27 protein-coding genes are annotated in these 26778 nt (G+C 36.9%); 25 read left to right on the top strand and 2 right to left on the bottom strand.

Translation table 11 applies throughout. The features are described from left to right. The first annotated feature begins 12 nt into the window (after nt 1–12). From WFI24_RS13810 to WFI24_RS13870, 13 genes are all read left to right on the top strand, one after another. Entirely contained in the window at nt 13–759 is a 747-nt protein-coding gene (locus WFI24_RS13810; RefSeq protein ID WP_336761602.1) for a glycosyltransferase, read from the top strand. 4 nt (nt 760–763) lie between these two features. Beyond that, complete coding sequence (locus WFI24_RS13815) at nt 764–1777, top strand: glycosyltransferase family protein (RefSeq protein ID WP_336761603.1); 1014 nt, start codon at nt 764–766, stop codon at nt 1775–1777. Next, nucleotides 1767–2738 (top strand): glycosyltransferase family protein, encoded by a 972-nt coding sequence (locus WFI24_RS13820; RefSeq protein ID WP_336761605.1) that lies wholly within the window; start codon nt 1767–1769, stop codon nt 2736–2738. Before WFI24_RS13815 ends, WFI24_RS13820 begins: the two co-directional genes overlap by 11 nt. Nucleotides 2739–2752: 14 nt before the next feature. Further along, complete coding sequence (locus WFI24_RS13825) at nt 2753–3235, top strand: hypothetical protein (protein WP_336761607.1); 483 nt, start codon at nt 2753–2755, stop codon at nt 3233–3235. After that, the gene (locus WFI24_RS13830; RefSeq protein ID WP_336761609.1) at nt 3225–3650 is read left to right on the top strand and encodes a hypothetical protein; all 426 of its coding nucleotides are present in this window, start codon (nt 3225–3227) and stop codon (nt 3648–3650) included. Before WFI24_RS13825 ends, WFI24_RS13830 begins: the two co-directional genes overlap by 11 nt. Before the next feature lie 69 nt (nt 3651–3719). Continuing rightward, nucleotides 3720–4721, top strand: coding sequence for a tyrosine-type recombinase/integrase (locus WFI24_RS13835; RefSeq protein WP_244213693.1), 1002 nt, complete (start codon nt 3720–3722; stop codon nt 4719–4721). Between the two features lie 48 nt (nt 4722–4769). Next, entirely contained in the window at nt 4770–4907 is a 138-nt protein-coding gene (locus WFI24_RS13840; RefSeq protein ID WP_336761613.1) for a hypothetical protein, read from the top strand. A 27-nt stretch (nt 4908–4934) separates the two neighbouring features. Next, nucleotides 4935–5348, top strand: a complete 414-nt coding sequence (locus tag WFI24_RS13845; protein ID WP_336761615.1) for a hypothetical protein — start codon at nt 4935–4937, stop codon at nt 5346–5348. Nucleotides 5349–5431: 83 nt separating this feature from the next. Continuing rightward, the gene (locus WFI24_RS13850) at nt 5432–7033 is read left to right on the top strand and encodes a phage tail tape measure protein (protein WP_336761617.1); all 1602 of its coding nucleotides are present in this window, start codon (nt 5432–5434) and stop codon (nt 7031–7033) included. A 152-nt stretch (nt 7034–7185) separates the two neighbouring features. Beyond that, complete coding sequence (locus tag WFI24_RS13855) at nt 7186–8274, top strand: hypothetical protein (protein WP_336761619.1); 1089 nt, start codon at nt 7186–7188, stop codon at nt 8272–8274. Between the two features lie 153 nt (nt 8275–8427). Further along, nucleotides 8428–13632: a transglycosylase SLT domain-containing protein gene (locus WFI24_RS13860; protein WP_336761621.1), complete on the top strand. Its 5205-nt coding sequence runs from the start codon at nt 8428–8430 to the stop codon at nt 13630–13632. Nucleotides 13633–13679: 47 nt separating this feature from the next. Further along, nucleotides 13680–17165 (top strand): phage tail protein, encoded by a 3486-nt coding sequence (locus tag WFI24_RS13865; RefSeq protein ID WP_336761623.1) that lies wholly within the window; start codon nt 13680–13682, stop codon nt 17163–17165. 90 nt (nt 17166–17255) lie between these two features. Then, on the top strand, nt 17256–18002 hold the full coding sequence (locus WFI24_RS13870) for a stalk domain-containing protein (protein WP_336761625.1): 747 nt from the start codon (nt 17256–17258) through the stop codon (nt 18000–18002). 36 nt (nt 18003–18038) lie between these two features. Here the strand turns inward: WFI24_RS13870 and WFI24_RS13875 are convergent, their stop codons facing one another. Further along, nucleotides 18039–18290 (bottom strand): helix-turn-helix domain-containing protein, encoded by a 252-nt coding sequence (locus tag WFI24_RS13875; protein WP_167433611.1) that lies wholly within the window; start codon nt 18288–18290, stop codon nt 18039–18041. Nucleotides 18291–18426: 136 nt separating this feature from the next. Between WFI24_RS13875 and WFI24_RS13880 the strand changes: the two genes are divergently transcribed. Then, nucleotides 18427–18801, top strand: a complete 375-nt coding sequence (locus WFI24_RS13880) for a hypothetical protein (protein ID WP_110895150.1) — start codon at nt 18427–18429, stop codon at nt 18799–18801. Beyond that, entirely contained in the window at nt 18798–19613 is an 816-nt protein-coding gene (locus WFI24_RS13885; RefSeq protein WP_336761629.1) for a phage antirepressor N-terminal domain-containing protein, read from the top strand. The genes WFI24_RS13880 and WFI24_RS13885 overlap by 4 nt, the downstream gene beginning before the upstream one ends. A 55-nt stretch (nt 19614–19668) precedes the next feature. Here WFI24_RS13885 and WFI24_RS13890 read toward each other — a convergent pair whose 3' ends face one another. After that, nucleotides 19669–20166, bottom strand: a complete 498-nt coding sequence (locus tag WFI24_RS13890; RefSeq protein ID WP_146236110.1) for a hypothetical protein — start codon at nt 20164–20166, stop codon at nt 19669–19671. Between the two features lie 464 nt (nt 20167–20630). Here WFI24_RS13890 and WFI24_RS13895 point away from each other — a divergent pair, with 464 nt between their 5' ends. The 10 genes from WFI24_RS13895 to WFI24_RS13940 all read left to right on the top strand — a co-directional run bounded on the left by WFI24_RS13895 (nt 20631) and on the right by WFI24_RS13940 (nt 26776). Further along, the gene (locus WFI24_RS13895; RefSeq protein WP_336761631.1) at nt 20631–20792 is read left to right on the top strand and encodes a hypothetical protein; all 162 of its coding nucleotides are present in this window, start codon (nt 20631–20633) and stop codon (nt 20790–20792) included. Further along, on the top strand, nt 20789–21250 hold the full coding sequence (locus WFI24_RS13900) for a putative toxin-antitoxin system toxin component, PIN family (protein ID WP_336761632.1): 462 nt from the start codon (nt 20789–20791) through the stop codon (nt 21248–21250). The genes WFI24_RS13895 and WFI24_RS13900 overlap by 4 nt, the downstream gene beginning before the upstream one ends. Nucleotides 21251–21390: 140 nt before the next feature. After that, complete coding sequence (locus tag WFI24_RS13905; RefSeq protein WP_336761634.1) at nt 21391–22005, top strand: phage tail domain-containing protein; 615 nt, start codon at nt 21391–21393, stop codon at nt 22003–22005. A gap of 15 nt (nt 22006–22020) precedes the next feature. Next, on the top strand, nt 22021–22656 hold the full coding sequence (locus WFI24_RS13910) for a hypothetical protein (protein WP_336761636.1): 636 nt from the start codon (nt 22021–22023) through the stop codon (nt 22654–22656). Between the two features lie 8 nt (nt 22657–22664). Continuing rightward, on the top strand, nt 22665–23303 hold the full coding sequence (locus WFI24_RS13915) for a hypothetical protein (RefSeq protein ID WP_336761638.1): 639 nt from the start codon (nt 22665–22667) through the stop codon (nt 23301–23303). Nucleotides 23304–23311: 8 nt separating this feature from the next. Further along, nucleotides 23312–23785, top strand: coding sequence for a hypothetical protein (locus WFI24_RS13920; RefSeq protein ID WP_336761640.1), 474 nt, complete (start codon nt 23312–23314; stop codon nt 23783–23785). Nucleotides 23786–23797: 12 nt separating this feature from the next. Beyond that, on the top strand, nt 23798–24952 hold the full coding sequence (locus WFI24_RS13925) for a hypothetical protein (RefSeq protein ID WP_336761642.1): 1155 nt from the start codon (nt 23798–23800) through the stop codon (nt 24950–24952). Nucleotides 24953–24979: 27 nt separating this feature from the next. Next, nucleotides 24980–25522, top strand: coding sequence for a hypothetical protein (locus tag WFI24_RS13930; protein ID WP_336761644.1), 543 nt, complete (start codon nt 24980–24982; stop codon nt 25520–25522). Nucleotides 25523–25598: 76 nt separating this feature from the next. After that, a complete protein-coding gene (locus WFI24_RS13935; RefSeq protein WP_336761646.1) occupies nt 25599–26210 on the top strand; it encodes a hypothetical protein in 612 nt (203 codons plus the stop codon). Next, complete coding sequence (locus WFI24_RS13940; RefSeq protein WP_336761647.1) at nt 26210–26776, top strand: hypothetical protein; 567 nt, start codon at nt 26210–26212, stop codon at nt 26774–26776. The genes WFI24_RS13935 and WFI24_RS13940 overlap by 1 nt, the downstream gene beginning before the upstream one ends. The last annotated feature ends 2 nt before the right edge of the window (nt 26777–26778 follow it).

Below are 26778 nucleotides of genomic sequence, written 5' to 3' on the forward strand. Positions count from 1 at the left end.
CTAGGAGTAAACATGAAGACAATTACAATAGCTGCACCTGTTCGAAATAGAGAGTGGATACTTCCCCAGTATTTATTAAAGATTTTTGAGATCAATTATCCCAAATCTTTAATCGATCTACATTTCGTTGTTAATGATAGTTTAGACAGAACATTTGAGTTGCTGACAGAATTTAAAAAAGACAATAAAGGTTTGTACAATAATATCAGAATCGATGTTATCAACAATAATTCACCCGAAGATGAACGAGAGTTTACGGTAAGAAATAAATACATATATAAGAGTTTGAGCAACTTAAAGAATTACATTATGAGCAAAGTTCGAACCGATAAATTGATTTTTATCGATACAGATATCCTTGTAAAACCTGATGTTATTACTAAGTTACTCAAGCATGGGAAAAAGATCATATCGGGATTGATTTACAATGGATATTTGACCAATAAAGATAAGCCATATCTATATCCAAATATCATGCAGTTGGATGATAAGGGTCAATATCGGCATATAACAAACTATCATGTTAAGACTGCCCCTGCCCTACTCTGTTCTAAGCTGCAACGAGTAGATCTGACTGGAGCAATAATTTTATTAGATAAATCAGTTTATAAGTCTATAAAATACGGATTTCATCCACAAGGCGAAGACGCATATTTCTGTAAGATGGCTCAAGACAATGGCTTTGAGCTTTTTTGTGATTTATTTGCATATAGTCAGCACATTATGTCACCAGAACAATTAAATCAAATAGGGAGATAAAAAATTGACCAAACGTAAAGTAATGCTTTATCCGCCAACATTAAATTGGGGATTTTTAAAGCAAACTCCACAGCAAATTTCAGAGCAATTCGCCAATAATGGCTATGATGTTATCTTCTGCAACAACGAACAATCAAACAAACCTGTTGAAGAAGTATATCCTCATGTTTTTGTATATCATAATTTTCAAGAAGTACTAAATAAGATTAAACATAAACAACTTAAAGTAGATGTTTATTACTACACTTGGGCTAAGTCTGCTCAGTATGTAGAAAACATCAAAGCAAAGATCAATATCTATAATCGCGTTGACGAGTTTCCAGATTGGATTCCATATGAACAAGAAGCAATGAATAAGGCAGATATGATATTTACTACAAGTCAAAAACTATATGCTAAGACTCAGGAATCCAAACCTACCTATTTGATTAGAAACGCCTGTCCAGATTCGTATATTGAGAGAAATTCAAACGTGCCTGAAGAATATAGAGATGTTAATGAACCTATTGTGATGTTTTCTGGCGCTGTTGGTTCATGGATTTCAACGAACTTAATAAAAAAAGTAGCTGATAGATACAAGACTTTTTTAGTAGGACAAGAATTCGGGAAACACTGTCCCGATAATGTTATCAATTTGGGCGTTAAAAGCCATGATGAATTACACGCATATTATCAACATGCTAACGTTTCTTTGATCCCTTTTAATCTAAAGGACGGCATCACTCAATCATCTTGCCCTCTCAAGCTGTTTGAAGCTATGGCATCTGGTACGCTGTCCGTGGCTACAAAATGGGAAGAAACTGAAATTTATCCCGATGCAGTATTAACGGCAGAAGACGATGAGGAATTTTTATCACAAGTAGACAAAGCGGTTCAGCTATCAATTAATAATAAGGAACATGTAACCGAGATAACAAAAAATTTAGCCAAAAAGAATACATGGAGTGAACGTTACAAGCAGATCGAAGAGGCTATTGAGGAATATGCACTGAAAAGTGGTGTTGTGATTGGGTCTTAAAGTTTTATTTACGAACAATTCATCGCTGATAAAATTTGGTGTTGCTTCAGGCTTTAAAAATCTTGGACATGAAGTGCATATTATGGATGGCAAATATCAATTGTGGGACAAAGACAAGGAAACTCAAGTCGAACTTTTTAAGGAGTACATAGAGAACAATCATGTAGATATTGTGTTTTCTGAATGCTTTGCTAACTTTGCTGAAGGCATATTTGAGTACACAAAAGAAAAAGGAATATTCCATGTATTCTTTTCCATTGAAGATACTCCTTTTGATCATTGGATAGGTGATTACTGGTCTGATTATGCTGATTATATTTTTACAACAACTGCTGAGTGTCTTCCTAACTACTGGAACAAAGGTAAACAAGCTGAGTTGATGTTGTTTGGATGTAATCCTGACTTTCATAAACGGGTTAATTCAGGAATGCAAAGAGATATTGTGCTTATTGCAAATAACTATGAGCGCAGATTTGAACAAACTCGAAAGTTCATCATGCCAGTTGTAGAGCGTGGTTATGATGTGAGCATCTTTGGTAATGAGTGGTGGATGGATGAAGACCGCGAGGTAAATTTGCTAAGTCACCCTTCCATCTACAAGGGATACGGTGCATACGAAGATCTCCCCTACTTGTATTCAACAAGCAAGATAATTCTAGGACAAAATTTAGATGATAAGTCAATCTCACAAACATCAATGAGACCTGCGGAAAGCTTAGGAATTGGAGGAGGCATTCTGATCTCCCCTTTCACTCCTGCACAGCAGTATTTATTCCATGATCATATCTACTTACCTAAAAGTACAGACGAAATGATACTGATGGTCGATGAAGTATTGAGCATGACAGACATACAACGAGAACAGAAGGCGAAGAAAGCACAAGATTTCGTATACAAGTACCACAATTACAATTTGAGAGCTGAACAAGTAGTCAATGCTTATCATGGTTATAAACCATAAAGGGAGATGGATAAATGGCGAAATCAAATAAACTTACGATGGCAAAACTTAATGCTGTCGATAGTAAGAATAATCAGCGCAAAACAATCTATGTGACATCTGAGAACTATGAAGTAAACGTGCATACATATTTTCGTGAGTCGTTGATGGAAGATGCAGTAACAGAGTACATTGCTCTAGTTGAAGAATTGCGAACTCAGACAGAGCTAGACGATGTGTTAATTCGTGGAACATTGAGTTTATTTAACGTGTTAGTGATGAAAAAATTTACCGATCTCCCATTTCCTAAGCAAATGGACTTGGGAAGTCTGATTAGCATTTCACGAAAATTTATGGACAACGGGATTACTAATGAAGTAATCAACTCATTCCCTAAAGAAGAGCTGGACAAACTTGAACAAAGATTTAAAGCAGCTCAGCAGCAAGCAGCTAAAGTAATTGCTGAAATGGCTGTAGCTTCAGTTGCTCAAGCTCAGGAAATCTCAGATGCAAGTTAAGACGCAACAGGACTTAATTAAGTTTCTACAAAAGTTAAATCAACCTATTGCTAAGGCATTGAGTAATGATGTAGCTAAGACAGTTAAAACAGTCATGAAGGAAAAAGTAAAAGAAGAAGTCTATGATGTTTATGAACCGACTATGTATTCTCGTACAGGTCAATTAGGCAGCGAAGAAAGTATGAAGTCTGAATTGATCAATGACACCACTTTAGTAGTCGAGAATATACGTTCAGATGGCGATAGGAATGTTGCTGAAATCGTGGAGTCGGGACAGAATTATAATTATTCGTTTGAATATGCAGGAGTACCACGTCCATTTACAGAGGCTACGCGAGAAGAATTAAAAAATACTGGAGCCCACAAAGCAGCTTTGTATAAAGGCTTAAAATCTCAAGGAATTACTTTGAAATAATAAAACACAGGGAGCGTGTTAAATATGGCATTGGAAAGTTACGATCAATATACATAAGGATGATGTTAATTGAGTAAAAAAGAAGTTAAGCAAAACACCTTGCGTGAACCAGCTAAGAAACAAGCAGAAGTAACTGAGGAAATGTGGCTACAAGTAAATGAGGATTATAGATTAATTGTAGATGAATTTATCTCCGTACAAGATCTCTCCCCAGCTTCAAGAAAACAATATACAAGTGTACTTCGACAATTTGGTTGGTATCTTTTTAGTTCAATGAATGACAAGCCATTTTATAAGATTACTAAACGTGATTTTTTGCGGTATCTGAGTTTCATACGTGACAATCGTAAAATGTCTTCCTCAGCTATTAGTTTGAGAAAATCTGTTGTGTCTAGTCTTTGCAACCACATTGAAAATATTATCGCAGATGAAGAAGAAAATTATAAAGGCTTTAGAAACTTCACTCGTGGACTCCCTGCTATCGCGCGGAATAGAGTTTATGAGAAGGTTAAAGTTACAAAAGATGAATATGACTCAATGATGAAGATTCTTGAAGAAGATCAAAACTGGCTAGGTATGGCATGGCTTGCTACAGCCTTCCTTGTAGGTGCTAGACGTTCAGAGATCATTCAGTTCAAGTCGGAAATCATGGACTATAAAGTTCCTGAAGGCCAGAACTATGTACTATCTCACGTAGTTCGCGGTAAGGGCCCTAGCACCGATGGTAAACCACTCGAATATATGGTTCCATTAGAGGTTTTACCATATTGGCAAAAATGGATTGATACACGAGGTTACGAAAGCGAATTTGTTTTTACAACTAGATATGGCAATGAGATAAAAGCGATGTCTTCGGCATGGGCTAATGACTTCTGTACCAATGTGTTGTCAGACATGTTAGAGCGTAGAATTAACGTACATATATTTAAAAACTCATGTATCACATATTTGCTAGAATCTGGTGTGCCGATGCATTTAGTATCTAAATATGTCGCCCATCACAATGATATTTCAACAACACAAATTTATGACTTGAGAGATTTCGAAGAAGAAAAGAATCAGATTTTCTAATTAATCACTGTAAAATTACCATTTCATATAGAGAGGAAAATACCCGGAGTGAAACAAAAAGAAGCACTCGTTGAAGCAAAACAAGAGTTTGAAATTGAATGGGTAAGACCAAAGTCAATCCCACACTTCGATGATAATGAATATATGGATTGGTATATGTTGAATCAAAATGAAACAACTAATTAAATTCATTTGATTTAAAGGGAGCAAAAAATGAAAATATATAATCACCAGCTTGAGAAATTAATTGTCTTCCTCCACTCCCTTGAGTTGGAACGGAAAGATTCTCGTATGAGAACACGCTTTAAGAATTTATTGATAGATAAGCTCCAAACAGTTCTAGATGAAACAGTTGACATCAATAAACAATACATAGCTTATGATGAAAATAACCAACCAGTTAAAGAGAATGGTGATTATCTAATCAAAGACAATGTAAAACGTATGGCTGATATTAATGAATTAATGAATGAAGCATATGAGATTCCGCAGGATATCAACAATAGAGAAATGTTATTGTCCATTAGGGATAGTGTGCTAAACCATTCCCCCGTTACATTCAAAGGTGATGAAGCAGACACCTATGATATGGTATGTGAATTAGTTGAACAAATTGAATACGAGTAAACATTGGGAAGCGATCATTTGAATCGCTTCTTTTTTATTTCTCTTATAAATAAAAGAAGCAAAAAGGAAGTGATTTAAGTATTATGAGTCAGGATTTACGTATCTTAATTGATAGTGCATTGAATGTAGGCAGCTCAATTAAGAACATCAATAATGATATCAAAGCCCTAGCCTCTCATCCCTCCCTCAAATCTTTGAATTTGAAAGTGGATATTGATAAGTCATTCGTTAAATCAATGAATGATTTTGTTGCAGCAACTAAAGTATTGAGCACTGCGTTAGAACAACAGCAAAAGGTAATTAACGAGTCAGTTAAGACAACTAAGATGTTGGATGGCTCAATTGAAAAGGTAACGCAGAAACAATTAGCTAATGGATCAATTATCACTCAGACAACGAAGAAGATTAATGAAGAAACTAAGGCATACAGCGAACAAAAGAAAACTCTACAGCAACTTGAAAAAGAATTAGATGGATATTCGTTAGCTAGAACCAGAGCTAATAAGAACAAGCTTGGTGAAATCAATAGTACGACTAATACATACAAAAATCAGACTGGTCAACAAGTTAGCGTCAATGTAGACAATGAAGGAAATGTTAAGAATTACAGTCAGATAACTGACTACCTCAAGCAACAACAAGATGCATTACAAAAAGAGCAAGCGATCAATAAGCAGCGTGAACAAGCAGCACAACAGGAATATACAACACGTAAAGCATTAGCTGATAAGAATCTCAAAGAGGAAGAACAACGTAATCAGCAATTTCTGAATCAGTTGAAGACTCGATTTGCTGAGGAACAGAAGATTGCTCGTGATCGTGATGCATTGGATAAGGCTCATTCCGCAGCTATAACTGAGAATTTAAACAGGCAAAAAGCTGTTGCTGATATGCAAGCGAAAATTACAGCAGCTCAAACTAAATTTAAAGGTAATTCCTCTGCCGTTGCAGAGTTAACCGCGCTGAATGCTCAATTGGGGAATGTATCGAAAGTTAGCAATTACAAGAATGCATTAACAGAGTTACAAACTAAGTTAACACAGATTACATCTCAGGCTAAATTAGCTGGTAATGAAACCAATACACTGGGGCAACGTTTTGGCGCTGTAGCTTCTAAGTTGGCTATGTGGGCAGGTGCTACTTCGTCATTATACATGGTGACAAGAGCATTGAGAGACATGGTAAGTGTTGTTGTACAAGTAGATAGCCAGATGACTCAACTAAAACGTGTAATGGATGAGTCGACAGACTTTGAGGGCATGTTGAGTCGAAGCATTCAATTGGCAAATGAGTTAGGTCGAAGTATCACAGAAGTAAATGAGAATGCTATCGGATTTGCACGTATGGGATTCGATGAAGATCAGACCATGAACCTTGCAAAGACAACAACATTGTTACAGAACATTTCTGAGTTAACACCACAAGAATCGGTGGATACGTTAACAGCAGCAATGACTATTTTTAATGTTGAAGCTGGTAAGAGTATTGAAATTGCAAATAAGTTAAATGAGATCGATAACAACTTCGCAATTACCACGCAAAACCTAGCAACGTCAATGACTAGAGCTGGAGCTAGTGCGAATACCTTCGGTGTTTCAATGGAAGAATTATTAGGACACACAACAGCAATTGCAACAGCTACTAGAGAAAGTGGATCAGTGATCGGTGAACTTGTTGCCGCCTAATGTGGAAACATATTAGTGAAAACTTTGCTATATCGGTGGAAGCGTTGGGGAACGTAATACCGAGGGAAGATTATTGTCATTATTTTGACCAAACACTAGTTCTTGTATTATATTATATTTGTGTAATAAAAATAATACGAGGTGATTAACAATTGATCAAAGAGAATCAATATGTGAAGATTAAATGGATGGGCAACAATAGAAAATATTATGAAAATTGTAACTACATATTTACTAGGTTTGGGGATGAATTTACCGTTTCCGTTTCTGATCTTCCAAAGCACTCAAGAGTAAAAATAAAAGTGATTTGTGATAATTGTCTTAATCCATACGATCTCTCTTACGCTCAATCCGTTAGAGCGGAAAATCATATATGCTCTAAAGATTGTAAATACTTGTTTGGGAAAGAAAAATTTGATTGCTATATTTGTGGAACAGAAACATTTAAAAATAACACGCAAATTAAAAAAAGTACATTTGGGCATCACTTTTGTTCAATTGAATGTGTAGGGAAATTCAATTCCATGAGGTATGATGAGACAAAAATAACAAAATTATGTTTAATTTGTGACAAAGAATTCCGATCCAAGTTGAGCACTATCGAAACCCAAATTACTTGTTCTAGGAAGTGTCAAGGAATTTGGCAATCAACATTTCGTATTGGAGAGAATTCAAGCAATTATCGTGGCGGAAAGATTGAAAAATGCTGTCAAGTATGTAGAGATATTTATTATGTGACGCGTCACTCATCTTTATTAAGTAAGTTTTGCTCACAAAAATGTAAGCAAATCCATTGGTCTGAGAATGTAATTACTAAAGAATCATTTAAAGTTGCCAAGTATCAAGGAAATTTAAAAGTTAGGCAAACCTCTAGAGAAACTCTACCTGAGAAACTAGTACGAGAGTGGCTAAGTGAAAATAATATAAGTTTTAAACAAGAATGTGGATTTTTTCGAAAGTATTATGCAGATTTTTATTTACATAACACTAACATAGTAATAGAGGTCTTTGGAGATTACTGGCACTGCAATCCAAAGGTATATGGTAATGGATTGCTTCCTCCTAGCAACTCTCAGTTAGAGCAAACTGAAAGAGATCGCTTAAGAATTGAGAAATTTAAAAAGCATAACTTTAATGTAATAGTTCTATGGGAAAATGAAATATATAGTAATTTAGAAAAGCTAATGCAGAATAGAATAATGACAATATATCCCCGTAACGACTACACGCAGAGCATCTAGTTAATAGATGAAGATATAGTCTGAACTTACGCTATAACCCCTAAACACAAAGCGTAGAGAGACGGTCAAGTGTAAAGACACTTTAAAGGAGAACCGTCTCCGCTATACTTTTTAGTATAGTCAGTAAGGCAAAATATGCCTGAAAGTAACAGAATGAACTCACTGAAATCAATTTATTCTCGTATTACAACTATGGATAAATCCGAAGGCGTTCTCAAAGAAGCTGGAGTATCCATGCGTGATTTGAATGGCGAAACACGTGATGTCTCTGATATCATGGCTGAACTAGCAGGTAAATGGAACGGCTTGTCCAAAGAAACACAACAAAATACAGCAGTAAACCTAGCCGGGCGGTATCAGTTAACTCGGTTCCTCGCACTTATGCAAAATTTTCCAATTGCTATTGAAGCTACTGAAGCTGCTATGAATTCTCAAGGTTCCGCTACACGAGAGAATGAAAAATACATGCAATCCCTCGAAGCAAGAATCCAGAAGATGAAAACTGCATGGGAAACTATGTCCCTCGCCTTTGGAGACGCAATTATCTCTGATTCAATTGTAACTCTTACCTCCCTCATAGCTTCCATGTTAAACGGTGTTGCTAAAGTAGTCGATGTAGTTGGTGCTCTCCCTGTCATCTTCGGGGTGGCAAGCGTAGCACTACTGGGACTCCATCTCGGATTCCGTATGCTAATCATCGAAATGACAAAAACAATCGCCTCAATGTTTGGACTCACTATACAGACTGGAACAGCTTCTGTGGGTATGAATAGATTCTCCTTATCTACTATTGCATCTAAAATATCGCTTATGGGCCTATCTGGTGCTGCTAATATAGCCAAAGTTGCTCTTCGTGGACTAATGATTGCAACAGGAATTGGAGCCGCATTTGCTGCACTGGGTTGGGCTATCGAAGGCATCGTTGGTCTCTTCTCTGATGCAACTCAAGCAACGGAAGACTTCACTGATAAGACTGAAGCATTAAACGAGAAACAATATGATCTGGCTAATCTCAAAAAGTTACAAGGTGAATATGATGAACTCACCAAAAAGACTTCTCTCAACTTTGATGAGAAAACAAAGCTAGCTCAAATTGAAAGTGAATTGTCTTCTAAATATGGAATCACTGTTCAAGGTATTGATGGTCAAACTAAATCAATTCAAACGAACAATGAAGCTATTCAAGCTGCAATTGAACTGAAACAAGCAGAAATTAAAATTGAACGAGATCGTGCAGAACTTGATTACGCAGCAAATGCACTAGATATTGAGAAGAATATCTCAAAATATAAAGAACAACTTGCTGTCCGAGAAGAAAGTAAACGAATTGCTCAAGAAGAGTATGATTTCAGAACGAAAGTATTGAGTGAAACTAGCACTTCTGATCCTTCATATGACGCAAATACTCGACACTATCAAAATGCTGCTAAAGCAATGCAAATTGAAGAAGAAGCTTACAATGAATCCTTAGTTAAACTAGAACAATATACAAATAAAAAAGGTTTGGCATTAAAGGCTGCTGGACAAAATTATGTCGATGAACAAGAACGCAACAATGTAAAAATTAACGGTCTTACACGTCAGATGATTGATATTTATTCTGATGCTTCAGCAAAAAGTAAAATCCCATTAACAGAGCTTAAGAACGATATCTCAAAAGTTTTCGATGCTGCTCAAAATGGAAACATATCGACTACTGAGCAAGGCGTAAACATACTAGAGAGATTGCCCGGTGTTGGTACTCTCGCTGCAAATGCAATTAATAGTCTTAGTGGTGCGATCTCCCAATTTAAATACCAGCCTGTAGTCGAAGGCGTTGAGAATACAGAAGATGCTGTAGATGGATTAGGAGATTCAGCTGATCAAACAGGACAAAAAGTTAGCGAAATGTCTAAGAAACTCGATGAACTCTCAGTTTGGGCAACCAATTCAAAAGAAGAAGTTGAACTTTTAAATAAAGCTCAGTCCGAACTTGCTAAAAAGAATACACTTTCTGCTGACACTATCAAGAAGATGAATGAAAAGTATGGTGACTTTATTAAGATCACTGGCCTGAGTAAAGATTCTATTTTGAAATTCATAAAAGCAAAAAAAGAAGAGAAAACAGAGTTTATCAATGCAGAGATTAAGAAAACAGAAATAGCTATCGAAGCTTCGATGAAAAGAATTGCGGCTGTTGAATTAGAGATGAGTGCGCGGCAGAAACTCATTGATCAGATGAAAGAAGACTATAAAGATGTTGCTGGTCAAGATCCATTAGAAGATATTAAGACAGAGTCCAGAATGGGCGCTGTTAGATCTGCTGGTGGGAAACAAGCTGACTTAACTTATGAAAAAGAAAAATTAGCTGAGTTAACTGCAACACTACAGACTTGGAAAAGTATTGGTTCTGACACCAAGCAAATGGTTGAGAATGGCGATAAAGCTGTACAGGATGCTACTAAGTCCAATGACAAATCGAACCAATCTTACACTGATACTAATGAAATTCTAACCGAAACCCAGAAGAAACTACTTCAACTAGCCGATGCTATTAAAAAGGTTCAGAATGAACGTAATACGATGGTTAAGGGTTCTAAACAGTATATTGCAAATCTTAAAGAAGAGAAAAAGCTAATTGAGGATCAAATAGCTACCTCAAAGAAAGCTCTCGCTAATCCATCTGAGCTTGTTTCCACAAAGGTTAAAACTACCACAACAACAGCCGCCGAGGAATCTGCTCCCTCCTCTTCAAGTACTTACTCTTTCCCAACATCATCAAGTGGTGGTTACTCTGGTAAATATGCAGACATAATCAATAAATATGCTTCTCAAAATGGTGTTGATCCAAAACTCATAGCCGCTATTATTTCAACTGAGAGTACTTTTAATCCAAATGCTAAATCTCATGCTGGTGCTGCTGGATTAATGCAACTTATGCCGGGAACCGCAAAAGGATTAGGGGTTAAAAACTCATACGACCCAGATCAAAACGTGGCTGGTGGTACTAAGTACATTGCAAGTTTACTGAAAAAGTACAATGGCAATATTGAGTATGCTTTAGCTGCATACAATGGTGGCCCCGGTAATGTAGATAAGTGGATTAAAGCTGGTAAAATGGGGAACATTCCGTTCGCAGAGACAAAGGCTTATGCGCCGAAAGTTTTAGCTGCCTATAAAGAAATTTCAGGCTCTAAATCATCCGCCTCTGCCCCCACCACTCCTACAAATACCTCTGCAACTAAAACCAAGACCACCAGTAAAGATGGTAAAACAACCACTGAGATCACAAAGGCAACAGCTAAAGAACTGGACGATGCAATTCGTGATACACAGCTCAACATTTCTTCATGGACAACGGAACTGTATCAACTTGGCTTAGATATTGTTGATGCTTATATTACAAGCACAGACAATGCAATTTCGACACTACAGGCTAAGCGTGAGCTGTCAGCCAACAAGCAGAGTCGATTTACACAGGATAGTCCTGAATGGCGAAAAGAAGAAATGTCTCAGAGTAGCTTACTTCAACAAGAGCAAAAATTGATTGAACAGCAAAGTAAAGATATTCGTAAACAACTACTTGAGAACAAAATCACGCAGGGCGAATATGATGCTAAACTTGCTGAAAATAGTGCTAAGTGGTGGGATTATCAGGCTCAAATTGATGATAAGCGTAAGAGTATATTCGATAGTCAAATTGCGGCTTATGAAACACAAGTCAAAGCAAATGACGACTCGTTAGCATTATCAGACGCTAACTTAAGTTTATTAACCGAAGGTACAGTTGAATACAACAAAGAACTGCGTAGCCAAATTCCTTTACTTGAGAACAAGAGCTCCGTTATCGCTAAAGAAATTGCATATGTCAAATCATTGTTAACAAACAATAAGTTAAACGCTGAACTGACTGCTTACTACAATGACAAACTTCAGGAACTTAATTTATCTTTGCTTGGCACTAACTCAGCCCTTGCCGATGTTAATAAGACTCTTAAAGATTTGCGTGAATCTGCCGCTGATAACATTATCGATGAGTATAAGAAGGTTATTGAGCAGCAACGTGACTTGGCTTTGGATGCACTTGACCAAGAGATTAAGAAAGAGAATGAACGTCACGAGGAACGTACCAAGAACATTGATGATGAGCAAAAGCAATTTGAGAATTATATTAATGCTCGACTCAAAGCATTTGACCGTGAGAATACATCTACTGATTATACAGAAGAGCTTACGAAGAAAATGGATGAGCGCCAAAAGATACAGGACAGAATCAACGTACTCTCTGCTGACACCTCAATGTCGGGTAAAGCTAAGCGTAAAGAACTAGAAGATCAGCTCATTACTATTGATGAGGAGATTCGAAAATATCAACGTGATCGTGACCGAGAATTGGTTAAGCAAGGCTTACAAGACCAACTCGATGATCACAAGAATTACAACGACAAAATCAAAGACGAAGAAGACAAACAACATCAGGATGCTCTTGATAAGTTGGATGATGAGAAGAAAAAGACTGAGCGTAAATACAAGGACATCTTAGAAGATCAAAAGTATTTTTATAATCTCAAACAAGGCTTGATGAGTAACGATGCTATCGTTGTAACTGCTACGCTTGGAATTATTGGTGGTGAGTATGATAAGTTGTTTACCAATATGAAAACTCATATATTTGAGACATCCAAAGAAATGCAGAATCTAGTGGATCAATTTGAGTTGGGTAGATCCAGTTTAGACAAGTTTAAATCAGGTGACTATTCCCCCACTGAACCGGGAAGTGGCGGTAGTACTAATGGGGGCGGTACAACTGGTCAAACTGGAACTATCAAAGGTACAACTGCTGCTCGTGTAGCTTGGACTGAATATCTGAGTAATAAGCAGTCTGCTGAGTCGATTAAGGCTGAAATGTCTAAACTCGACAAAGCTTCGAGTCAGTACAAGAATCTTACTCAACAATTTGATTCATTGAAGTCCAAGAATGATCAATTGCGCTCCGTTTACGGATTCCCTGATGGGAGTTACAAAGATTTGGTTAGCCAAAAAATATTTTCTGCTGAAACTGGCGGTATGACTCCTGCTGGTATTGGCAAGGAAGGTAAGTTCCTATTGGCACATGAAAAGGAATTGATGCTCAATAAGTCGGACACGTCAAATGTTTTGAAGATTGTCAACGTAGCCAGAGATATGTTTGATAGATTCAAGAGCGGAATCAATCTGAGTGCATTTACACCCAAGAACAATACTACTTCAAGTAGCACAGACAACAGTGTCAGAATTGAGAATGTAACTATTGTCGCTAAAGACACAGATACTGGACAAAGTTTAAGTGACAAATTCTTTGGTGCAGTAAATAAACAATTAAAAACAAGAATGATTTAAGGAGAGGGTTAACCCCTCTTCTTTTTAATTTTCAGAAAGGAATGTGTATGTTAGGAGAAATTGACCGTAACAGGAAACCTATTAAACCACAATACTTTCTGGCTAAACCTAATCGTGAGATTATCAGTAAATTAAGCGAAATCTTTAATGACGGCGTTGACGTCAAATTAAATGATGTGAGCGAATTATCATTTTCCATCCCCTACTTTATTGATAAGCATCACAAGTTGAAGCCGAATAAGAATGTGGAGTTAATCAAGGAACGTTACTTAATCAAAGTCGTCAGAGGGACTGTAGTTGAGTGGTTTATTGTAAATGATATTAGTGATAATCTAGACGATTCGGATATTATGAATGTAAAATGTTACTCGTTAGTACGTGAGTTATCGGATAAATTGATTAAAAGTTATGAGGTTGAGTCATACGGAGCAGATAAAGTAATTGAAGATATGTTTCGTTTAGGGAATACAATTTGGAACGTAGATTACATAGATGCAGACTTTAAATTGAGTTATAGATCCTTTGAATTCCCCTCTTCTACTGTGTTGGAGGCAATCTATTCTATAGCTGAAGTCTACAATGCGATAGTCACATTTGATACTGATACCAGAACATTGAGTATGACTAAACCAGAGTTGACCGGGATCAATATGGGATTCACTGTTTCGCATGGCAAGTTGATGAAGAGTATGAGTCGTAATCGTAGTTCGGAGGAGATGGTAACACGTCTCTCCGCTTCTGGTAAAGATGGATTAGGTATCAATAAGGTAAATCCAACTGGACAGAATTATATTGAGAACTACGGATATTGGATTTATCCATTTGAACGAGATGCCAATAAAACAGTGATTTCATCAAGTCACTGGATGAGTGATTCTCTCTGTCATGCACTATTGGATTATGAGGCGTTGGTTGAGAGTAAAACAGGATTGTTTAAGCAATACCTTGAGGAATTAGAGGGTTATGAGACACAGTTAAATCAGCTCAAGATCGATTTGAATAAGCTTCAGCAAGATGAAAAAGTTGTTCAAGAGGTAACACTGGCTCAACAATTTGGCGATAAAATGTTCTTTGAGAAGTATCAACATAGTGGTAGTACATCAAGAACATTCAAATTGAATAAGGGTTATAACTATGCAGCTATGATTAAAGTTGACTCCTCTTCTGGTGTGACTGTTGCGTTGAATGGATCTGTTAAACCTGTTACTTCGGGTAGATGGGTAATGTTAGGAAAGCTAAACAGTCTAGAGACAACAACTATTACTGTTAATGGATCGTCTACTGGTGTGTTCATGCAGGTTGCCACCATTTCAATTGAAGAGTATCAGATGGCTGGTAATGATAGTGCAATTGTGGAGCGATATAGTTTAGATAATAAAGAGAATCAAATCAATCTGAAGCAAATTGAAGTTAACAATAAGTTAAATCAGATTACAGATGTACAGAATCGAACTAAGGCGTTACAAGTATTGCTGGATTCAGAGAACAACTTTACAAGTGCACAGCTTCAAGAGTTGAACTATTATGTGATTGAGCGAGAATTTAACGATGATGTATACATAGATGAGCAAGATTTATACGATGCAGCGATGGAAAAGTTCAAGGAGTTACAAGTCCCTCAATTAGCGGTAGAGATTGATATAGTCAACTTTCTGGAGATTATCGAGGAACAACGTAATTGGAAAAAGTTAAACCTTGGTGATTTCGTTAATGTAAAATATGAGCCATTGGGGATTGAATTAACGGCAAGGATTAGTGAGATCAGCTATGACTTTGGTGGATCGAGTATTAAGTTAACGTTGAGTAATGCTAAGAATGTTAATGATGAGAGTAAACGATTAGAGAAATACTTAAAAGACACTAAAAACACCAATATAGTCGTTAGCAATGGAAGACCTGATTGGACTAAAGCTGTAGTAGATTCGTCAGAAATGAGTCGACTATTTGAAAATATATGGAACAAGGTTACCAATGAAGTCAACATGGCGAGCAACGAATTTGTCGACATCTCCCGCACTGGCATCACCATCACAGATCCCGATGACCCCCTCCGATTCTTGAGGGCGACTCATGGTGTTATTGCCCTCACAAGGAGTGGAGGCTTAAAATACGAGTCTGCCCTGACCGCTGATGGACTGATCGCAGAACAAGTTCTTGGAAAAATTATCCTTGGACAGCGGGTCGTCATCGGAGATGTTTCAGGTGTCTTCACTATTGAAGGCTCCAAGCTAATGATTGATGATCGATGTGGTCGCCCGGTAGTAAGGTTAGGATTAACGTCAGAACAGCCCGATGTATTTGGATTACATGTAAACAGATATGCTTCGAGTAATTGCAATGACAGAACAATTACTAACGTATCAGGTATGGATAATTCTAGAGGATTTTATATTGATAAGATTCGTAATGGAGTAACATCTAACGTATTAGGCTTATCTTTAGATGGCAACTTCCGTTTGCGTGTAGGTGATGACAATCAAGTTATCGTCATTAACGAATTCGGACTTGGTATTGGATCTGATGTGTGGGCCAATGCTCCATTTCGCGTGGATTACATGGGGAACATGTGGGCAAAAAATGCCTTCATAGAGAAATCTACAATCAAGGATAGCGACCTAATAGGTAATCGTCTTACTCTTCGTGATGGTGGCAACGTAATGAAATTATGGCCTACCCTTGGATTTTTTGCAGGCAAGGAAAGCGAAGAAGGTACATTTCCTGAAGGTGCTCCTATGTGGATACAAATGGATGGGACAGCTAAATTTAAGAAACTCATCGTCACAGATAAAAACAACACGCTCCTAATTGACTCCGAAAAGAAATACATCGACTTTGGCGGTTTTGATGCAATAGGTATAGGTGCTCTAGACGCTGAACTTATTGCTGCCAACATGCTTACTGCTCAAGATGGGATCATATCCAATCTCACTGCTGGCAAGCTCTCCACTCTTACTAATGCTGCAATTCAAGGTTGGTCAGACTATGTACGTATTGAGGGTAATTCGGTTAAATGGATTACTGGTAGGGTTACTGGTGCAGGATCACAAAAACAACTTTCAGATGGACGTAAACTCTATTGGACTACATCAGAACAAATGGGATTAATGACAGTTGAAGAAACTGCATGGCCTGTTATGGTCTATAATATGGAAGAGAAGATTAAGCGTGAAACGACCTTTGAGGGATCTGGTGATGCAGCTCAACCTGTCGAGAAAATTGGTACAGGTGATGGCGGTGCTGATGATCGAGCTAAAATGGTCAACACCAAATACAATGGCGGCTATAAACAGGAGTATAAAGCTTCAAATACAGCAAGATTAAGAAGTATTGATCTGCGCGATGACGGTATATCCCTTAAAAGTGAGGGCGGGGAAGTAAATATTACGATGGACTCGTTTAATGTTCTTGCTGCAAAAACAGTAAAAATCGGCACTGAGTCCGGATCTTACATTGAAATTACTCAAAACGGTGACATAAACATCAATTCAACAAGAAATGTGAAAATTAATGGTACTCGTATTGATCTGAACTAAACTTTTCCAATTAAGTTGCCGATGAATATAGTATAATCTATCTAGGTAAATAGGATAATTCTACTATAAAACTTCGGAGGTACATAACAAATGAAAAAAATACTATCTAAACTGCCAACATTCATACTTGGGGCAATTGTAGGTGTAGCAGTAACTGCTGGATCTTCTGTCGGAGCTGCAACTTATCTGAAAGCAACGCAGTCCAATGTAAAGTTAATAGTTGACGGGTCTCAAGCAAAACTATCTGAAAGTCCTCTCAATGTTAATGGGAAACTTTATCTCCCTGTTAGAGACACGGCAAATGCCATGGGCTACTCAGTTGAATCTGTAACTAGTTCTCAAGTGTCACTAAAAGAATCGCAAAAAAACTCTAGCACAACTACATCACCTACGAATAACACATCTACCGCTCCGAGCAACCCAACAACAAGTACAAATACAATAGCAAGTAAAAAGGTGAAGAATTTGAAGGAAACTTATAGCACAGAAGGCAAATTGGATGCTGAAAAAATTCGTACAGCACTAAACAATGGCACATTAGACGTGAATGCCCAAGACAGTGAGTCGCTCAACTCTCTTCTTCATTATGTAATTGCAGAAAACAATTACGAAGCATTTAAAGCAATTAATAGAAATTCTTTAAATCCAGATCTGCAAAACAAGGATGGTAATACCTCCCTCCATCTCGCGATTCAAACTGAAAACATTTTTTACTTTGGGGAACTTAAGAAAATGAAAGCTGACCCAAATATTAAAAACTCCTCGGGCAAACTTGCGATTGATTTAGCCGACCCCAAATCAACAACTTATGATTCATTGAAAATCTATATGTTTTAATGCCATCCAACTAAGAAGCACCTAGAGATAGGTGCTTTATTTGATTTCATTTTTATTATAGTCATATTTCATTATATCTTGAATATCAAAAACAACTCCCAATTCTCTTTCGATTGCAATGTCATTTAGTGTCGTCAGTATTCTGTCGATTGTCTCAAAACTCACTTGCTTAGCTCTATTATGTTTAAGTTCGGTAAGTGTGTTTGGTCTGATTTTAGAACGTACCGCAAGTTGATTATATGAAACACCTAAACGGCTTAACACTTTATCTATATCGATTTTAACCATTTCATTTCTCCTTAATACACAAAGATAATACATATTTATTATAAATTATATTGCAATAAACTACAACACTCAATTGACTTTATCTATATATAGATGTATTATCTATCTATAAAAAGATAAAGGGGATGAGTTAGTTTTGCGTAAAAGAATTCAGTGTATTGAAATAAATGAAGATTTCAATATCTATTACATTAGAGATATTGTTGGTAGAGTCTGGTATACGACGGGACACGATGAAGCAGACGCATATGACGCAATTTCCCATGGCGAAGGAATTCTTACGTTTATCTATTATAATCCAACAACAATTAATAGAAAACCACATTCTTACGACTTCAAGAATCTTGTACTGGATATGTTGGAGCAGATGGATTTGCAAGAAACAACTGAATATGAACTCGTCATTGGTTGGGATAACGCGGATGCATTTAGATTTATGAAGATGTCCACTTTAATGGCGTGCGACATTCTTCTTGATATCAATAAATACATAAAGGGGTCGGTAAAATGAGCATTGTGGAAAGTTATGAGCAAAAACTTGTCGAGTTCAATGGAAGTGAACTTCTAGGAGTGAAAACTGATGATGGTAAAGTCTATGTGGGTGTTCGATGGGTATGTGAGGGAATTGGTCTTACAGAAGATCAAATGAAGAATGAACGCAAAAGAATAAAGAACGATGTTGTACTTAACAAAGGGGGGTTAAATTTAACCCTCCCTACCAATGGGGGAATTCAAGATATTTTAACGATTGATGTAGAGTATCTCCCGCTCTGGCTTGCAAAAATAAGTATAACACCCACCATGAAAGATAACAGTCCAGAGGTGGTTGATAAACTTATTGAGTATCAACTTAAAGCCAAAGATGCTCTCGCTCAGGCATTTATCCATAATCCTGCGAATCAATACTTGATGCTATCTGAAGAGGATCGGGCTATTGCTTACTTTACTCAAATGAAAGAAAAGAAACTCCTAGAAGTAAAAATTGAGGAATATAAGCCACTCATTACTTTTGCTGAGACAGCTTTGAAATCCAGCGACAATATACTTGTTCGCGAATTAAGTAAGATTGTTCAAGATGAGGGTATTAACATTGGAGAAAAGAAACTCTATCAAAAACTTCGTGACTGGAAGTTGATTTTAAGCAGTCAACGTGAACCATCACAGTATGCAATGAATTTAAGCTTGTTTGTGGTGGAAGAAAATACAGTAAACACACCCTATGGAGTAAAGTTGAGTACAACAATCAAAGTGACTCCTAAAGGTCAAGTGTATATCATTGAGAAGTTAAAAAAAGAACACTCTAAACAACTTGTAGCGAATTGATATGCTTTAGTTGAAGTATACAGCACCTAAAGAAAAGAGGGCTAAATTGCCCTCTCTACTCACTTTTCTTTTCATCTAAAAGCATATCTTCTTGTGTTACTGTAATTTCACTTCCATCATCAAACGTATACACATATTGAATGCCAACCTTTTTGATGTTTTCTTTCCACCGATCCTCTTCTTCTCGCTCTCTTCTTTTCCTATCTATCTTGGATAAGAAGAAAGCAGAAACCATATGTATTACAACAAATAATATTGACCACGCCATTATGCTTAATATTAATCCATCAAACATACCTTTATTGTACACAATTCTTCCATACTGTATCACCAACATAAACAACCATGCTGAAAAGTTGTACAATAATGAGGCTCTTACGAGTACTTTTTCTTCGGTAGCTGAATAGCCAACTATCGCACCCAGTATAGCGGTTACGCATAAGCTAAGCATCATACCAAAACTAGCCTTCTCAGTTGTGTAAAAGTTACCTTTATGCTCGACAGGTTGACTAATATCAGAGAATAGCACAAATGAAAGAATGGTCAAAGCCAATATTCCGACCCTAATAATTACTCTATCTATTCGAATTTATCCTTCCTCCCTCCTTTTTCTTTTACAGGGGCTATAATCTTTATCGGGTTATTCAAACTCCAATTGTATAGTGATATTCACATGAAAGCATACTTTTACTAGGTAGCACATTATATTCACATTTCATATGAAAGGTAATACGCATTTCATATGATGTGCAAAATAATACCTATTTAATGTGAGAAATAATAAGCATTTTATACGGTACGAGAAAATGCGTATTAAATGTGCAAAATAATACGCATTTTGTGCGATATTTAATACGTATTCTGTTGCATATACATTGTATATGTTATATGAAAGTGGTATATTATTCCTAGGAGGCTACCAATTTATCTAGCTTTCTAAAATATTCTCGTCATATTACTAGAAATTTAATCATACTTATAACTGTCTAATCTAAAACTAGATAGGAGATGATTGAGTTGGCTAGTAAAAAAGGAGGAAAAGATATGTCCCCAACAACTCTCAATAAAACACGTAAAAAAACTTATCTTTCGGATTCTCGTGCTATTATTCAAAAGGCAATAAAAGAAAAAGGCCTGACTAAAGAAGAAATTGTAAAGTCATTCACAAATGACAAATGAGCACATACTCTTGTGTAGTTGATACAAATGTTTTTGTGGATGGCTTGTTCTCAAATGACCCAGATTGTCTTAAGGTAATGGATTTGATTGAGAACAACATAATTAACCTCTATTTCTCTCGCGATACGATCGGGGAATTGATGCAAATTTTAAAAAACTTCAGCAGACACAATTTGACTGAGGAAGATGGAATCGAGATTCTTCAAAATTTCGCGGCCCTATTCTATACATCTAAGTCCTATAATGATTCAAAAGTTGTTCCAACAGTTACTTTAAAAGATACTGATGATACAATGTTTTTAAAGTGTGCGATTCGCGGTAATGTTGACTACCTGATCACTAACGATAGAAGAAGCGGACTGTTCGGAGTTACTGACTATTCATTTCAAACTATTTCAGCTAGTGATTTTATTGCCCACCATGAATCTGATGATGAACTGGGGAATGAAGTTGGTTGAAAAAATTTACACGAAGTAAAGTAAAACAAAAGTAGCAACAAAGTCCATGTTCCATTGAAATACCAAATTTACATAGAAATTAGCAACCAAAAAGCCTTATAAATAGGGCTTTTTTTATTTGTCCAAATTTTATATTGGAGGTGATTTGGATTACAATACGCGACTCCCTCTACTTTTCTTTTGCTGGTATCAAATCTGTTGACTATGGCATACTCAACGTGAATTTGAACAGTGGGATGCAAGAAGATATTTTCTTTCCTTCTAGAGAAATAGTTGAGGAAAAGGTTAAAGGTAACGATAAACCATACTTTATGAGGACTGAAACTGAACCGCTAAAGTTTTCGGTCTCTTTTGCATTTGAAGATACTTGGAACACAGCAAAAATTCGTGAAGTTGCCCAGTGGTTGACTCAGCATGATTATTATCAGGAGTTGTACTTTGTTAATGAAGATGGTTTAGGAGCTGAGCGCATTTTCTACGCAATGGTCGTTGATGATTCCACTTTGGTTCACAACTGTCTCAAACAAGGATATATCAATTTAACTTTCCGCTGTGATTCTCCCTACTCTTATTCCCCTATCATGACTTCTCGTACATACCAATGGAACCATACTCCACTTGAAATAAAAAAGAATACATATTCAACGGGAACACATCAATCAACAATTATAAATCCACAAGGAAATTTAATACTTAATTCAGCAAGGCCAAAATGGTCTGACTTTCCTTCTGGTACTAAATGGTCAGATGTTTAAAGAAAGGAGAATCAAATGTCTACTGAATCAAATAAACTTAAACTCAAGATACCCTCCTTTACGGACGAAATAGAAAAAACCATCAGAGAGCTTGGCGATAATTTTAATTTACTTGATCTTATATCGGATGATTATGTATCTGCTACTCCAGCAAGTGGAGATTATCTAAGAACTAAACGTTTATACAATAGCGCTCCCGTATACGATGGGTATGTTGGATGGGTAAATGTCCGCACAGGTAAAGCAGCTCCATTTTGGCAAATGCTTAAGAGCTATACTGTTGGTGACTATATTATGCCTAGAGTTGATAATGGTCATGTTTATATTTGTGTGCAATCAGGAACTTCTGGCTATACAGAACCCATCTTCCCCGTCTCCACTGACGCACAATTTAATGATACTCGATTGGCAAGTACATGGGCCGCTGATACACAATACAAACGCAATGATATCGTATTGCCCACTATCGATAATGGTAGGTTTTATATAAACATTCAAGCTGGTGAATCAGGCAACACAGAACCGCCATGGCAAACAGTTGATGGCGCTACTACATATGATAAAAATGCTTCATGGGCAACACATCGAATAACAAGATGGAAAGAAGCTGGTAGTGCAGCACTATTCTATCCTTTCGGTAAGATTGGTTAGGTGACGATATGACTACGTGGCAATCAATTATCAATCTTAAGGGTAATTACACTTCTGAAGCTATACCAATTCCAATTAGCGCAGATGGTGTGTTGAGTAAAATATCTTGGGAATCAGTTGAGCCAATTGGTTCTAAGATTGTTGTTCAAACTCGTTTTACTCGTGACAATCTCAACTGGTCAGAGTGGCAAAACTGTATAAATGGTGCTCATATTCCAGATGTCGTTGAAGATGTTGGATTCTTTAATGTTAGTATCGTGTTTAGAGTGTTGTTCATGAGAAATACATATAATGAAGTACCAGAATTTAAAGGTATTACATTTAACTTTGAGCCTGTTCTTGTTTTCGATAACAAAGGAGATAAGAATTGTTCCCCTGAAATATGGATTACTAAGCAAGGTAACGGAGATTTTAGTATAGTCAATTCTTCTCATAACAATGAAGAATTTAAATTCAAGAACCTCATCCACGATGAGACAGTCTATGTTGATAATGAGCAACAAGACATTGAAACATCATTGGCAGTCACATACCGATACAAAGATTTCAATAATAAATATCTCTCATTCCCTGTTGGTAAGAACATACTAAGAGTAACTGGTGATGCAGACATCAAATTTAGATATCAATTCACACTGTTGCAATAGGAGGTTATATGGCTGGAGTAGCTTATAAAGGATCAACACTACAAGATTCAAACAAAAGCGGGCATGTGTCATATGTTGAACGATATGAAAGTGGATCAGAATGTTCATCATGGGATCAATTCGGAAACTGTACAGGATATAGTCCGATATATAGTACAACTACTCACACAACTGGAGCTAAGATCACTGGTACAGTCAACCCGACATCAACAGTCTATGTTAACGGACAACCAATAGCTTCGATATCATCACCCACACAAGAACAATGGGTAGCAGATCCATCTCCTTCCCCTAAACTTGGTGGCTCAATTATTTCAATTAGTCCCGGTACATCTGGATCAGGTACGGGGCAAGTATCTACAGGAAGTTCTACTGTTTTTGTTGGTGGTAAAGCGGTATCAAGTATCTCTAAAAATGTGACTACGCATCTAAGCACAACAACGCCAATTACCTCTGGTAGCACCAATGTATTCGTCAACTAAGGAGGTGAACAATTGCCAGATTTAAGTACATATCTACAATATAATGACCCCGTAACAATTATCTCACGCAGTGGCACTCCACAAGATCCATACATTGATCGTGCCGACTCTCTTCCCGTTATCAATGGAATTATAACTCTTCTCGAACTACCCTCTTATACCGATAAAGTTAACATCGCTGGATTCGTTGAGATTGATCAAGATGTGTTTGAGAATAGACCGTACATTAATGAAAATGAATTTCTTGTCCACTATGGTATGGGAGTAGTTCAATTCCATCCATCTCAAGAGGGAACAGCACATTTATGTAGATATAAAGGCAGAGGATTAATCATGTATCCTGCTTCTCGTATCTATGCCATGGTTAGTCGCAATCCAGATGTTGTAGTTACTTTGCAGGATTATATTGATCAAATTCAAGCTAAAATCAATGAGAATCAGATTGCATTAGGTAAGATTGAAGATGCCATTAGACAATCACAAGAACAGACAGAGCTATCTAAGTTGGCTACCGATAAGGCTAATTTAGCTGCTGAAGATGCAACACAGTCAGCAATTAAAGCAAAGGATGCCTACAATACTACTCGTCTCGTCTACAAAGAACCTGTTCAGGACTTAGCTGAATTGAGATTAAAATACCCTCTTCCTGAAATCGGATGGACAGCTCAAACATATAAAGATGGCAAACGATATCGATATGACGGGAAGAACTGGATTGAAATTGATGTATTTGGCTCAAACCTTCAACCTGTTAATGAGTTCAAAGATGGATTAATGAGTGTTGCTGAACATCTAAAACTCAAAGATATGCCATTGGAATTGCAAGACAGAGTTATTGTGTTGTGTAAAGATTCGTATGTATTTCAGGAACCTATAGGCATTTTAGCACCCTTCCCTTTCAACGGCGAGTTAGTTGATGTTAAGGGTTTTTGTGGTGTCGCTGGAGAAACGGAAACAGAAATCGAGATTGAGAGAACACGCAACTTTAATACTTGGCTGAATGTGATGAGTTCAAATCTAAAATTCAATCCACAGAGTCATTACGATAATAGAACGGCAGTCATACAAACAAAGCAAGTTCAAGCAGGAGATATTTTTAGAATTAACATTAAGAAGTCTGGATTAAACCTTCAGAATCTAACAGTTCACTTAACAATTAGAACCTAAAACAAATTACAAAGGAGTTTTATACATATGGCTCAACCGATTGTTTCATGGAGAAATTCGCTTCACACACAAGAAATTACAGGCCCATTTGATTACGGAGTAATTGACGCAGATGACAAGAGTCCAATCTACATCTTCAATGTTTGGAATAATTACAATGGAGCAACAGATGTCTCCAAGATGGAAGATTGCACAATCACAACTCGTGATATGAGTGGTGGTACAGGAGATACAGTAGGCAATGAGGTCGAAGTAGTTAAGAATAACTGGTTCCATGTTCAAGTTGATTCTCTTGGCGAAACAGATATTGATGAAGAAAGTTCTCGTGTAGGTAAAGACTTTTCTAAACCTATTGGAACAACTGGATCAACTACTAAAGATCATACTGGAGCAAATTACACTACACCTATTAAACCGGGAGTTAAAGAGATTCTCGGTGTGAATAACAATGGTAACCCTGTTGATGCAGCAGGTAACTATGTAACACTGTCTATCCAATGCGAAGTCCCTTTGAATGCTTCCAGTGGTCGTCAAGCGTTTAAGAAAAGAATTTCGTATCGCTTCGTGTAAGTTCTTACATATTGAAGTATCTCTATTAGGGCAGAGTCATATCTCTGTCCTTTTTTATTTTAAAGGGGGTTTAATTTTGATTCTAGGTAATAGACAATATACTCGCTCACCAGTTCCTCAAAAGTACGTATGGGTGGCTGATTATTACGATGGTACAAATCTTACCGAATACGACTTACAGACTAAGAAATCGAATGACTTTTATGATATAGACAGAGAAAAACTAATCAGTTATGGAATCATAGGTCAAGGTTCACAGCTATACTACAATGTTGCTAATGGGGTATTCCACATCAATCAGGATCGATTCTCTATTTCATATATTTATGCCGATGAAGAGTTTCCACTTACTGGTAGAGCCTTTCTATATAATGATCATATTCAATTCAAAAATGGATCTTCTGACGCTACATTGAACTCTAGAGCAAAAGAGGGAAAATTCAAGAATAGCATTGACTGTTTTAACTTCGGATATAAAAAAGCAATGACTCTTAATGATGTAAACATAAATTATCAATGTATCTTCTCATTGCCCGATGAGGATATTTCTTATTTCCAAATTAAAGTTACATCTGACAAAGATTTAGATGGTCAACTCATTATTCGTAAAAATGGTCTCGTTATTGATCAAATCGTAGCCCCTCTTAAAGCCAATCATGCTGGAATCGTCAACTGGGAGTTGAGATAGTGTCCACAAAGGAAATTGGATTACCTATAGATCTAACACTTGGAGTACATAATGGTACAGAGATCAAAGATGGAAAATTACAACTTAAAGAAATCACTATCGATTCTACTGGCAAATCTATATATGCTGCTAAGGGAACTTGGGAGTCTTCAGTCATATCAATTGGAGATAAAGTAACTGCCTTTCAACGAGTGGTCAAAACTATGGTTGGCATTGGTTCAAATGTGGATTACAAGATTTTCACTAAGTCATCCACGGACAATATTACATGGTCAGACTACGTTGAGATTACGTACCTAGATGGAAAAATTAACAGTCCGGTTGGGCTATACGCTCGAATTATGATTGAATTGTCCTCTGCTTTAGCTCCCGCATTACTCACAGTAGATGAGTTTACGGATGGTAAATACAACACTGACTATGTCTCCTCTTCTGATGGATCATTGAGATTGAAACGGAATATAACTCTCTCCCCTACTGTATCGGCACATGAAGATGGGTTTCTTTATCGCACAAAGTTTGAGCGAAATAAATTAAGTAAGATTAACGGAATAACGTTTCAGTAAAT

Origin of the sequence: Paenibacillus sp. USHLN196, from assembly GCF_037144955.1 — a bacterium.
Classification (GTDB): Bacteria; Bacillota; Bacilli; order Paenibacillales; family Paenibacillaceae; genus Paenibacillus; species Paenibacillus xylanexedens_C.